Annotated in this window: 11 protein-coding genes and 1 pseudogene; 7 read left to right on the top strand and 5 right to left on the bottom strand. The window is 60.3% G+C overall.

Annotation, left to right across the window (positions count from 1 at the left end; translation table 11 throughout):
- Window positions 1-7: 7 nt before the first annotated feature.
- Window positions 8-502 carry a hypothetical protein gene (locus BLR13_RS37440; RefSeq protein WP_074829646.1) on the bottom strand — a complete coding sequence of 165 codons (495 nt, stop codon included), beginning with the start codon at window positions 500-502 and terminating at the stop codon, window positions 8-10.
- Between the two features lie 982 nt (window positions 503-1,484).
- Window positions 1,485-3,689 (bottom strand): beta strand repeat-containing protein, encoded by a 2,205-nt coding sequence (locus BLR13_RS41270; protein ID WP_244525312.1) that lies wholly within the window; start codon window positions 3,687-3,689, stop codon window positions 1,485-1,487.
- A gap of 397 nt (window positions 3,690-4,086) precedes the next feature.
- On the opposite strand from BLR13_RS41270, the pseudogene nirK reads away from it, so the two are divergent.
- The 4 genes and pseudogenes from nirK to BLR13_RS37415 form a co-directional block, all read left to right on the top strand.
- Window positions 4,087-4,866: pseudogene (gene nirK / locus BLR13_RS37430) on the top strand (copper-containing nitrite reductase); the annotation flags it as partial.
- A gap of 62 nt (window positions 4,867-4,928) precedes the next feature.
- Window positions 4,929-5,807, top strand: a complete 879-nt coding sequence (locus BLR13_RS37425; RefSeq protein WP_074829649.1) for an SUMF1/EgtB/PvdO family nonheme iron enzyme — start codon at window positions 4,929-4,931, stop codon at window positions 5,805-5,807.
- Window positions 5,808-5,925: 118 nt separating this feature from the next.
- The gene (locus BLR13_RS40850; protein ID WP_143039827.1) at window positions 5,926-6,240 is read left to right on the top strand and encodes a hypothetical protein; all 315 of its coding nucleotides are present in this window, start codon (window positions 5,926-5,928) and stop codon (window positions 6,238-6,240) included.
- Complete coding sequence (locus BLR13_RS37415) at window positions 6,198-6,524, top strand: hypothetical protein (protein WP_143039828.1); 327 nt, start codon at window positions 6,198-6,200, stop codon at window positions 6,522-6,524. The genes BLR13_RS40850 and BLR13_RS37415 overlap by 43 nt, the downstream gene beginning before the upstream one ends.
- A 361-nt stretch (window positions 6,525-6,885) precedes the next feature.
- Here the strand turns inward: BLR13_RS37415 and BLR13_RS37410 are convergent, their stop codons facing one another.
- Genes BLR13_RS37410 through BLR13_RS37400 form a run of 3 tightly spaced genes read right to left on the bottom strand, consistent with a single transcriptional unit; the run spans window position 6,886 to window position 9,911 of the window.
- Window positions 6,886-7,989: an ABC-type transport auxiliary lipoprotein family protein gene (locus BLR13_RS37410; RefSeq protein ID WP_074829656.1), complete on the bottom strand. Its 1,104-nt coding sequence runs from the start codon at window positions 7,987-7,989 to the stop codon at window positions 6,886-6,888.
- A 3-nt stretch (window positions 7,990-7,992) separates the two neighbouring features.
- Complete coding sequence (locus BLR13_RS37405) at window positions 7,993-8,772, bottom strand: ABC transporter ATP-binding protein (RefSeq protein WP_074829657.1); 780 nt, start codon at window positions 8,770-8,772, stop codon at window positions 7,993-7,995.
- 2 nt (window positions 8,773-8,774) lie between these two features.
- A complete protein-coding gene (locus BLR13_RS37400; RefSeq protein WP_074829660.1) occupies window positions 8,775-9,911 on the bottom strand; it encodes an MlaE family ABC transporter permease in 1,137 nt (378 codons plus the stop codon).
- A 174-nt stretch (window positions 9,912-10,085) separates the two neighbouring features.
- Between BLR13_RS37400 and BLR13_RS37395 the strand changes: the two genes are divergently transcribed.
- From BLR13_RS37395 to BLR13_RS37385, 3 genes are read left to right on the top strand one after another with little or no spacing between them, the layout of a single operon-like run.
- Window positions 10,086-10,361 (top strand): hypothetical protein, encoded by a 276-nt coding sequence (locus BLR13_RS37395; protein WP_074829666.1) that lies wholly within the window; start codon window positions 10,086-10,088, stop codon window positions 10,359-10,361.
- A gap of 1 nt (window position 10,362) precedes the next feature.
- Window positions 10,363-10,851 (top strand): phage holin family protein, encoded by a 489-nt coding sequence (locus BLR13_RS37390; RefSeq protein WP_074829669.1) that lies wholly within the window; start codon window positions 10,363-10,365, stop codon window positions 10,849-10,851.
- A gap of 51 nt (window positions 10,852-10,902) precedes the next feature.
- Complete coding sequence (locus BLR13_RS37385; RefSeq protein WP_074829672.1) at window positions 10,903-11,313, top strand: hypothetical protein; 411 nt, start codon at window positions 10,903-10,905, stop codon at window positions 11,311-11,313.
- Window positions 11,314-11,372 lie beyond the last annotated feature (59 nt).

Here is an 11,372-nt window from a genome sequence, read left to right as displayed (position 1 = left end):
AATTTGGTCACCGCGGGTCATTTAGCTTCTTGATTCTATAGTCAACCTCTGCGCGGGCCTCTTCTTTCGTCATGGGACGCCAGCTCAATTCTCCATTTTTGTCGAATCCAGTGCTGACTAGGTATCCTTGAGCTGCATTATTGGCGCTTATCATGCGGTTTAGGTTTGTCGTCAGAACTCTGCTAGATTCCGTCAATACCTCTGTCGACTCGCGGTTTGTTATCTGATGCTGAAGCTTTTCGAGTTGCGATTTGAGGTCTGACGCTTCTTTCGCAGATACCGCCGTCTGTTCCTTTGCCAGGCTGAAACGTTGGTCGAGCGCTGCCATCTGAGCCTTAAGGCCGTTAATCTCAGAGTCCGCAAATTTTCCGCCCAACCAATAAGCCAGTCCGATAAGACCACCTATCGCTGCTATAAAGATCGGCGCCGCCCAATTGAAAAATGCGGGCGCGGCCAAATACAAGTCCGCAGCTTTCGTGAGAAAATCCTTCAAGGCGTCCATAAAGCAAACCGGAGCTAGAGAGTACTATTGGGCTCTCTACCACCAATTGAGCACTTAGCGAAGCTTCGCCACCGCATTAGCAATCGTCTCCGCCTCACGGGCACTCAGATAGTTGCCTGCGTGGGTGTAGCGGATAAGTCCTGTCGGTGGGTGACGGCCAGGATAAACCTTCCGGTAGCATCGACGACCTGGAAGCAGTCGTGTTTGCACTCCACCTGCCGGTTCACCGGGAGACTCCGGTTGATTGGCAGCGTCCTTCTGCTCTTTCACGCCAGCGTTCTGCGCGCTCTCTTTATCGGTGGGCTGCTCTTACCTGCACACCATGCTGCGCGTTTTGGGTCTCGCCTAAGACAGGCGTGCTTTCTCGTCGTGGAATAGTCCGTGGGATCAAACCCAAAAAATGAAAATACCGTAGCTTTTCCCGTGCCCTTCGGTTGACACCCCTTCCGCCACTATCATTGATATAATTACGATTTTTTTGAAAAACTAACCCTCACCCAAACATAAACCCATACACGCACTCGCAAGCTTTTGTGGTCACCTAGTCACTGAAAATGGAAGCGTCCGCCGCGATGTGGTTGTGGCCCATCGGATGAACTGACCCCATCCCAATGGTGTTGACCCCGCCAAGTCGTTTGAGAGACGAAAGTTCTGTCGAGAGTTCGCAAGTATCCGGCAGCGCCCTGAGTTCCTGGCGGACGGCCCGGCGCCGTGCGGGGTTCCGGCCGTTGATGCCTCGCTCGATCTCAAATAAGACGTCGATCCGGTGGACCGCTTCCAGCGCCAGCGGCGAGATCTGCCAGTTTCTGGCCCCTCACATTTGACAGTAGGCGGATTGCATCTGCCGAAGCTTGGTGCTGCTCCGAAGGCGACTTAATACTCCTAAAATGATCTCCAGGAGTAAGCGCCGCAGCAATTCTGGCGTTGATGATCGCTCCACCCAGGCGAGCACCTTCTTCCCATCGGCCGTCGGCGGCGATCCTCAGGCATGCCAAGCGGCCGCCATTGAATTCTGCAAGCTGGTGTCATTGGGTGCTGTGTGGATACTTGAATTCGTTGGGTCGAACCCGGGATTGGCCGCCGAGTAAGTTGCCATCGCTTGAACCAGTTGCAAAATCTGACTGTCGAGCTTTAGCCCCCCTGCAGAAATCTCTTGCAACTGGTTGTTGCTGTTAGCGAACCAACCATTCACGTCCACCTGCGTATTTGTTCCGATCAGATCAATCTTCAGATCGTTTCCGGATTGCTGGAACCAAAGATTTTGGTCTGTTATCCCGCCGACGAAATCAAGTACGTTTGTCGCTCCAGCAGCCCAGTTTGCGTCAATCGTTGTTTGGCCGGACCTGGAAGCAACATAGGTGTTGTTGCCTGCCCCACCGATCAAAGTGTCAGTCCCGCCATTGCTCACGAGAATATCGTTTCCGCTCGTACCAACGAACGTGTTGCCCGAATTAAGGCCTTGTTCAACTGCGACAGGAGCTCCCGCCGCGAGGTTGGTAGCGCTGATCCCGTTCGACAAATCGACCGTGCCGCCAACTTCATCGAAATTGAGCAGGCCCCAGGGCGCGGCAGCATTCAATGTGACTCCACTCGCATTGAATGATCCGAGATCCGCATATCTATAGAAAGCCAGCAAATCCTGCGTGTACGTTCCGGAAACATTTAGATCTGTCAGAGCGATATCACCGCTCGACTGATACGGTCCGACGTTGACCGTATTTGCACCGGTCTGAACGCCGCGCATCTGGATTGCCTTTTGCGCTCCCGCACCAGGATTTTCGATGGTTACGCCGTTGGCGGTGAAATTCCCGTTGTAGCCGTAAAGAAGGATGTCTCCTCGGCCATTGGATCCACTGGTTTGAGTCGCATTCCCGGAAAATACGGAATTCAGGATTGAAATCGATCCGACCGTGTCTGTGTGTGTAGGCGTCGAACCGTTTCCGCTTTCGATGTAGGCAAAGCCGTTCAACTGGGCATTGGCGATGGATGCATGATCCAGGATCACGGAGCCGGCGAAGCCGGTCGAATTTGCCGACACCAATACACCGTATTGCTGGCCGGTGGCATCAATGGCAATGCCGTCGATGGTCAACGCGCCATTGAGTGTACCGGTTTCGGTAATGCTGCCGTGAAGGGTCGTGCCGCCGAAACCTTCGAGACTTAACGCCTTTCCGACAATGGCTACATTCTCCGTGTAGCTTCCCGGCGCAATCAAAATGGTATCGCCGTTCGAAGCAGCGTTTACCGCGGCCTGGATCGTGGCGTACTGGCTGCCGCCGCCCACCAGCAAGAACCGATGACCCGCCCCATCGACGACAGACTCCACTCTCGAAAGGGTCTCTGCAACGCCTGTCGCGCTGACATGCCAATCAGCATTGGTCGCGTCATAGACGAAGTTCGAGGCTTGCAGCGTCGTGGCGATATCGACAACATCGACGCCTGAACCGCCATATTGCACGATGCTCGCACCGGAACCGACGTTTCCGGCGAGATCACTCGCGGTCACGGAGAACGTGTGCAGCGCATCCGCCAGTGAGGCTGTAGTTAAGCTCCACAATCCGGAGGCGTCCGCCGTTGCGGCGCCAAGGAGCGTCGTCCCGTCGAAAATCTCCACCACGCTACTGGCTTCCGACGTTCCGTTCAGGACCAGGGCCGCGTTTTGCCCTTGGGCTATTCCGGAGGTCACCGGCTGGGGAGCCGTGGTATCAACGACGATAGTGGCCGCTGGCCCGCTCGTCGTCGAGGTTCCGTTAGAGCCCGTCGCTGTCGCCTGGAGTTGGTGTGTCCCGTCCCCTAGATCGGTTGAAAAAGTCCAGCCTGTACCAGAAACGATCGCGCTGCCGACATTTTTGGTGCCGTCGAAGATCGAAACGCTCGACCCGCTCCGCACCGTTCCCGTCAACGTGACGTGACCGTCGCTGGTCACATAGTCCGTGTGCGACGGACCTTTATCGTTCGCCAATACTTCCGATGTGATGACTGTCGGCACTGGCTCGAATACCAAGTTACTGATCTGCGAACGATTCCAGCTTACTCCGTCAGAGAAGTTGACTGTCAGCCCGCTATACCACGGGGTCAACTCGTTCTTTAATGTTACCGCTTTTCCGGTCGACGTTACCGTCAAGATCACATCGTAACTATTGCTCGGATTTGACAGCGTCACTCCGGTCGACGCGATATCCTGCATCACCAGCGTCCCGCTATCGTCATCGATCGTGGTATTGCCGCCAGAAGGCGTGTAGATGTAGGTGTCGTTGTCGCCGAATCCACCGTAGAGATACTTGTCGCCAAGTCCGGCCGCGATAGTATCGTCGCTGTAGTCAAAGCCGTAGACCGCGCCGCCATCCGCGGCACTCTCTTGGTCGATCAGGGTTTTCTTGACATCGCCCGGCGTCAAGCTGACTCCATCGGAGAAGCTGATTGTCTGCAACCTTCCACCGCGGAAAGGACTAAACTCTCCCAGCACCGTCACGGTCTTCTCGGTCAGCAGGCCTGTAATGACCAGGCTGGTACCGTCCTGCGAAAACCTAACGTCTGTCGAGGCGATGTCGCTGAAAACCAGTGTTCCCGCGAGGCCGCCGTCAGCCACCAACTCGATGCCGCACAACATCGACTTCCACTCCGCCACGGGCGCCCTTGGCGGCGCCGAGCTCTCCCTGATCAATCCCGGCGAGCAGGTCACGATCCGCTGGAAGGCCACTCGCACCGGCACCTTCGTCTATCACTGCGCCCCGGGCGGTCCGATGATTCCTTGGCACGTCGTCTCCGGCATGAACGGTGCCGTGATGGTGCTGCCGCGCGAAGGGCTGACCGACGGCAAGGGCAAGTCCCTACACTACGACAAGGCCGTCTACATCGGCGAGCAGGACATCTACATCCCGAAGGACGAGAAGGGCAAATACAAGTCTTATGACTCGCCGGGTGACGCCTACACCGACACCGTCGAGGTGATGCGCAAGCTCGTTCCGACCCACGTCGTGTTCAACGGCAAGGTCGGCGCCCTGACAGGCAAGAACGCGTTGACCTCAAAGGTCGGCGAGACGGTGTTGATCGTTCACTCCGAAGCCAACCGCGACAGCCGCCCGCATCTGATCGGTGGCCACGGCGACTACGTCTGGGAAACGGGCAAGATCGGCAACGCCCCGCAGACCGGTCTCGAGACCTGGTTCATCCGCGGCGGATCCGCAGGTGCCGCGATGTACACCTTCCTCGAGCCCGGCATCTACGCCTACGTCACCCACAACCTGATCGAGGCCGTCGAACTCGGCGCCACCGCCCACTTCAAGGTCGAAGGCAAGTGGAACGACGATCTGATGACTCAGGTGAAGGCGCCGGCGGAAATCCCGGCCCCGAAGACGAACTGAGAACGACGAACTCGGGTGCCGGCCTTTCGCCGGCACCCCTCCTCTCTTGAATCGAACACGTCATGCTGATCGCATTCAAAATCAAGTTCGCTCTGGCCTGCGCAGCGGGCCTTGCGGGTCCGCTGGCGGTGGCGCCGCTGGTGATGGAGAACAGCGCTCTGGACGCGAACCTTCGAGATCGCCAGGCCATCGTCGAACTGCATTCCGGATCGTCCCCCTACCGCGTCAACGGCGACTTCACCCACGCTGGCAAGCAGGCGTCCGCGCCGCTGATTCAGGTCAGTCTTCCCAAGCCGCTCGCAATCATGAAACACCAGGTTTCGTCCACCGACTACCAGGCTTGCGTCGATGATGGCGCCTGCCGCGCGCTTGACCGCGGTGTGGTCGTCGCCGCGGACCGCCCTGCCGTACAGATCTCCTGGCACGATGCCAACGGCTATGCCGCTTGGCTATCGCGCAAGAGCGGCGAGACCTGGCGGCTGCCGACCGACGAAGAATGGGCATTTGCTGCGGGCAGCAAGTTCAAGGACGACGGCATTGTCATCGACGACAACGATCCGTCAAAACGCTGGATCGCCCGCTACGAACGAGAAGCCGACCGCGCTCCGTCCGACCCAGGCACCCGTTCATTCGGAAGCTTTGGCTCCAACGAGAACGGCCTGCAGGACGTCGGCGGAAACGTCTGGGAATGGACGGCATCCTGCTTCGTCCGCCGCGTGCTTGACGATGCCGGCAAGGTCGTCTCGGAAAGCCCCAACTGCGGCGTGCGCGTCGTCGAGGGCCAGCATCGCGCCTACGTTACCGACTTCATCCGCGACGCCAAGGCGGGCGGCTGCGCCGTCGGCGTTCCTCCCAACAATCTCGGCTTCCGTTTGGTCGTCGAGCGCGACAGGTGGCCCGGCGTGCAGCATCTCGTCAGCCGCGTCAAAGCTCTCCTTTAGCCATGGCGCTCACCATCGAGATCGACCACGCCCGCACGCGTGCCAAGAAGGCAGCCGCGTCCGGAACGACCACCAGGGTCGTCCTGCAATCCGTGAAGGGCCGGATCCGCCGGCTCAAATGGGTGATCCTGGTCCTGACGCTCGGCGCTACTACATCGCGCCCTTCCTGCGCTGGGACCGAGACGCCGGTGAACCCAACCAGGCCATCCTGCTGGATTTTGAACACGGCCGCCTCTACGGTTTATTCATCGAGATCTGGCCGCAAGAACTCTACTACGTCACCTGGCTGATGATCCTGGCCGCGGCGGTCCTGATTTTGACAAATGCACTGGCCGGTGGCGTGTGGTGCGGCTTCGCCTGCCGCAGACGGTCTGGACGGATCCCTTCCTGTTGGTGGAGCGCCAGATCGAAGGCGACCGTCGTGATCGCCTGAAGAAAATGAACGCACCTCTCACGATCCGGCGCATCGCTGAGATCGGCGCCAAGCACGCCGTCTGGCTGCTGATCTCGTTCGGCACCGGCGGCGAAGCATCGCTATCAGCCTGGACCTGGATCACCGTGTTCGCCGGAACGACGTACGGCTTGGCCGGCTTCGCCCGCGACCAGGTCTGCACCTTCATGTGTCCGTGGCCCCGCCTCCAGGGCGCGATTTGGGATCCGGACGCCATCGAAGTTCAGCAAGCCCTGCACCAGCGGGGTTTTTATTCTTTTCAGTAACTTACCGTTATCTCAAGCGCAGGATGACTCGGGACTCATATTTCATCCCGTGTAGAGACTCGGGACTCGGATTTTCGGCTCAACTAGACTCAAAGTCGAATACGCAGGCCCCTTGAATTCGCTCAGATTTTTTGGCTGACAGACTCAATTTCGGTTGCTTGGATCAATGAAGCGCCGCGCGACCATGTGAACGTATCAATTTCCTTTTTGTTCTTCCCATTCTTGATCAAGATCAAGCCATTGCTCAGCAAGAACAGAATAGAAACCGCCTGCGGCACGAACGACAAATCGAAGCACTCGTTACAGGCCTAGTTTGGCTCTCAAGCCCAATTTGATTGAGAAAATCGAGCTGACGAGGCCTTTAGAATATCTCCGTCGTCCACGCTATCATCTCCTTGGCAATCCGGCCGAACACTTCGCTGAACGCTTCAACTGCCGGCGCCGGCGCGACCGAATCGATTTTATTGCTACCCTCAAATAAGCGGGAGGCGACAACCTTGCCGTTCTTGTCGACGATCCGCGCCGACAATCCGATCTCGGCCGTCGGCTGCTGGTCGAGTGCAATCCGGAACCGCCTGACATCGATCAGCAGCTGAAATTCGGGCTGGCCCAAATCCGCGACGCGCAGCGGTGCGTGCGCAAGATCGTAATTCTCGAAACTCTCGATCAACCGCGCCTGGATCAGCTTCGGCAGCGCATCGGCCCACATGGCCTCGGCAAACCCGGGAACTTCCTGCGGCGGCGAAAACAGAAAGCGTTGCGTCTCCAGCATCACCACTGCGGTGGGCTCCGGAATGGCCCACTGCACATTGATGGTCTTGCCGGCGGGGCCGGCGCTCGGCACGGCGCGCAGATCGTAGGTGATCTTCGGTGGCGGCGCGGTGACGCCGGTCATCCGTTCGAGGCCGGCGACGATGCCGTCAAGCTTGCCGGTATTGCGCGCCAGGCCTTCCGAAAAAATCTTGAAATTGCCGATGGTGTCCTTCAGCGCGCCGGAATTTTCCGTCAGCACCGAATCCACCTTGCGCAGCGCGTCGCGCGCGGCCTGGGTCATGCCCTGTCCTGCGCCGGGTTCGGCGATCAGCGTCGGCACCTCGCCGTTATTCGCCAGCATCACGCCGCCTTCCAGCGCGATGACGGGAACACCGGTGAGGCCCTGGAACTCAAGGCCGACCTTGGTGTCTGATCGCACCGGCGTGGTCGTCGTCACCGAAATGGTGGCGTTGACGCGGCGCGGATCGTCCGGCGCAAGCCCGAGCTCCGTCACCTCGCCGACGCGGATGCCGTTGAACAGCACGCCGGCGCCGACCAACAGGCCCGGCACCGGTCCGTCGAACCGGACATGATAGGAGGTGCGCGGACCGAGCCCGCCGGAGGCATTCAGCCAGTAGACGAAGCCGAACACGGCGACGATGGCCGCCAGAACGAAAGCGCCGACAACGGCGAAGGGAGCGCGGGTTTCCATCTGTTAACTCGCTTTGGGTTGCAGCATCTGGGAGCGCTTGCCGTGAAAATAGGCCCGCACCCAGGGATGCCCGGATTGAAGCAGTTCGCGCATCGGTCCGATGGCGACGATCTTGCCGTCCGCCAACGCCGCGACGCGGTCGCAGACGACATTGAGGCTGGCAAGGTCATGGGTGACCATGAACACCGTCAGCCCCAGCGTTTTCTGCAAGGTCTTGATCAGGGTATCGAACTCGCCGGCGGCAATCGGGTCGAGCCCCGAGGTCGGCTCATCGAGGAAGACGATCGCCGGATCGAGCGCGAGCGCGCGGGCCAACGCCACGCGCTTGGTCATGCCGCCGGACAATTCGGACGGAAACCTGTCGCCATCCTCTGGCTTGAGCCCGACCATTTCCAGTTTCGCGGTGGCGATCTCGTCCATCAGCGGCTGCGACATCACAAGGTTTTCACGCAGCGGAAACTGAACGTTCTGCCGCACCGTCAGCGACGAGAACAGCGCGCCCTGCTGGAACAGAACGCCCCATCGGCCCGCCGCACTCTGCGTGACCAGTTGATTGGCGCCGCCGATCATGGCGCCCATCACCTCGATGTCGCCGCTCCGCCGCGGAATCAGGCCAATGATGGTTCGCATCAATACCGACTTGCCGCCGCCGGAAGCGCCGACCAGACCGAGGATTTCACCGCGGCGGACATCCAGCGTCAGATGGTCGATCACGATCTGCCGGCCAAAGCCGACCACAAGGTCGTGCACACGAATGGCAAACTCGGGGAGCTCTTCCCGCATCGTTACATTCCGATCGATGCGAAGAAGATCGCAAACAGGCCGTCGAGCACGATCACCAGGAAGATCGACTTCACCACCGACGTCGTGGTCTGCTTGCCGAGCGACTCCGCACTTCCCTTCACCCGCAGGCCTTCGCTGCAGGCGACGATGCCGATCACCAGCGCCATGAACGGCGCCTTGAGAATGCCGACCTCGAAATGGGTGACGGAAACCGCGTCGTGCAACCGCGCGAGGTAGATTTGCGGCCCCATGCCGCCATAGAACTGCGCCACCAGGCCGCCGCCGTAAAGCGCGGCCAGCGAGCCGATGAAGCTCAGGATCGGTAGCGCCAGCACCAGCGCAATGACGCGCGGCAGGATCAGCACTTCGACCGGATCGAGGCCCATCGTGGACAGGGCGTCGATTTCCTCGCGCATCTTCATCGAGCCGAGCTCGGCGGTGTAGGCGCTTCCGGAACGGCCGGCGACCATGATGGCGACGATCAGGACGCCGAGCTCGCGCAGCACCAGAATGCCGACCATGTCGACGACATAGGAATCCGCGCCGAATTTCCGAAAATGGAAAAAGCCCTGCTGGGCGATGATGGCGCCGATCAGGAAGGTGATCAGCACCACGATCGGAATCGCCTGCCAGCCGACCCGGTAGAGCTGATAGACCAATGACGTGATCCGCAGCGATCGCGGCCGGCGCAGCACGCCGATCAGGGCCATGAAGAGCGAGCCCAGCATCTGCAGGAACGCACCGACATCACCCGTCGCGCTGATGGCGGAGCGGCCGATGTCGTTGAGTTTGAGCACGACCGGGTTGAGCGGCCGGACCGCGGCCGCGTTGTGGCGATTGACCTGATGGACTTCCTCGATCAGGCCGGCGTAATTGTCGGCTACACCGACGACGTCGGCGCGATGGCCGACTGAAGTCACCCTGCGCGACATCTTCTCCAGCATCCAGGCGCCGAGCGTGTCGAGCTCGCGCAACCCTGTCATGTCGACCTTGACGCTGGGGGCCTGATCGAGCTGCGGCGTCACGTCGCTGGACATGCGTTCCAGCGCTGCGGCATTGACCGCGGTCCAGGACCCGCCCGGGCGCAGCTCAAGCGTGTCGCCCGACGCTGTGGCCGTTAGCAAAGGTGTGGACGTCAAGATGATTGTTCCCTCAATTGGATAGCGCCCTGTTCTAGGCGGCGGTGCGGCATCGATGTTGACCTGCCTCAAAGCGTCGATGCCGTCCCCGGCACGCCGCCTGTTGACCCAAATCAATGGAAAATGCGCGCACGCGCGTAGAGTTCGCCTTGGTCAAACAACGAGAGTGGCGCGATGTTCCGATCGAGCGAATTGGGTGACGAGCTGAAAACTCTCGAAAGCGAGGTATCGCGCCTCTTGAATCCGGACGGCGGCAACATGTTCGACGCCGCGAAGAACCGCGCCGACGCGCTGGGCGACCAGATCAAGGCCGCGCTGACCGAACTCGGCGAGACCCTGCGTGAGGAAGAAGGGCACGTCGAACAGTTGATCGCCGAACGCCCGATCACCACCATGGCCTCGGCTTTCGCGCTCGGCGTCGTTATCGGCTTCATGCTGAGGAGACACTGACGTGAACAGCGACAACGTCGTCAAGAACCTGCGCGCGCTGTGGCGCACCGACCGCATCATCGCCGAGCTGCGGATGCGGCACATGCTGGTCGGACTGGGCCTGCGGGCCTTCGCCGCGCTGATCGCAGCGTTCGGCCTTTTGACGCTGGAACTGGCGGCCTATTTCGCGCTGGTGCAGATCTGGAACGCGATTTCCGCGGCTGCGATCCTCGGCGCGGTCAATTTCACGATTGCCGCGGTCTTGTTCGTGATCGCGGGGAGGCCGCCGGCAGGCCGCGAACTCGAACTCGCCAACGAAATCCACGGCTCGGCGGTTGAAGCGCTGCAGACCGAGGCGCGCGGCATGCAGCAGCAATTCGCCGGCATGGTCCATCATCCCCTCAACAGCGCGCTGCCGCTCATTCTGCTGCCGCTGATCACGATCATCGTCAAAAGCCTGAGGAAAACCAGAGCGGCCGCCGCCGCTGCTGCCACGCCCGAACAAGGCTGATCGCAACGAAGGCATGCGCCTTACGCCGCCACACCAGGGAGCACCACCGAGATGTCCAAGACCCAGCGCCAACCGATCCTGAACGCATCGCTGCCGGCCCAGTTCCGGCAGATCCGCATCGCGCTTGCGCGCGAACCCGACCATCCCGACGGCGATGCCGAGGTGGCCTATATCCTGGTGGCGCCGCTCGATGCCGAAGATCGCATCGACGCCAGACTGTGGAAAGCACATCGCGACGCCTGCCGCGTGGTACGACGGCGACCGGACGAGCAGGACAGCTGGGGTCATCTCGTTCACCGGCAAGGCGGCGGCTGGGCGTTCCACTATGACGGCGAAGCCGCGCCGGCCGACGAGGTCGGCCATCATTTCGCCGACGAACGTTTCGTCGTCGGCGGATATGTTTCGCTCAACGAACACGGCAAGATGCACACCTATCGCGTCACGACGTCGTCGCACATCTGACGCCAGGGAAATCCCGGCGCGCCTTCGCAGGCCGGTTGCACACCAGGCGAATCCGACGG

It is taken from the genome of Bradyrhizobium ottawaense (genome assembly GCF_900099825.1).
In the GTDB taxonomy this organism is placed as follows: Bacteria; Pseudomonadota; Alphaproteobacteria; order Rhizobiales; family Xanthobacteraceae; genus Bradyrhizobium; species Bradyrhizobium ottawaense_A.
This window is presented reverse-complemented; position numbering and strand designations above follow the sequence as displayed.

Bases quoted from the DNA above. Each gene is read 5' to 3' on its own strand.
- BLR13_RS37385 (WP_074829672.1), top strand. From the start codon at position 10,903: ATGTCCAAGACCCAGCGCCAACCGATCCTGAACGCATCGCTGCCGGCC.
- BLR13_RS41270 (WP_244525312.1), bottom strand. From the start codon at position 3,689: ATGCAGGATATCGCGTCGACCGGAGTGACGCTGTCAAATCCGAGCAAT.
- BLR13_RS37405 (WP_074829657.1), bottom strand. From the start codon at position 8,772: ATGCGGGAAGAGCTCCCCGAGTTTGCCATTCGTGTGCACGACCTTGTG.
- BLR13_RS37395 (WP_074829666.1), top strand. From the start codon at position 10,086: ATGTTCCGATCGAGCGAATTGGGTGACGAGCTGAAAACTCTCGAAAGC.
- BLR13_RS37425 (WP_074829649.1), top strand. From the start codon at position 4,929: ATGCTGATCGCATTCAAAATCAAGTTCGCTCTGGCCTGCGCAGCGGGC.
- BLR13_RS37440 (WP_074829646.1), bottom strand. From the start codon at position 502: ATGGACGCCTTGAAGGATTTTCTCACGAAAGCTGCGGACTTGTATTTG.
- BLR13_RS37410 (WP_074829656.1), bottom strand. From the start codon at position 7,989: ATGGAAACCCGCGCTCCCTTCGCCGTTGTCGGCGCTTTCGTTCTGGCG.
- BLR13_RS40850 (WP_143039827.1), top strand. From the start codon at position 5,926: ATGGGTGATCCTGGTCCTGACGCTCGGCGCTACTACATCGCGCCCTTC.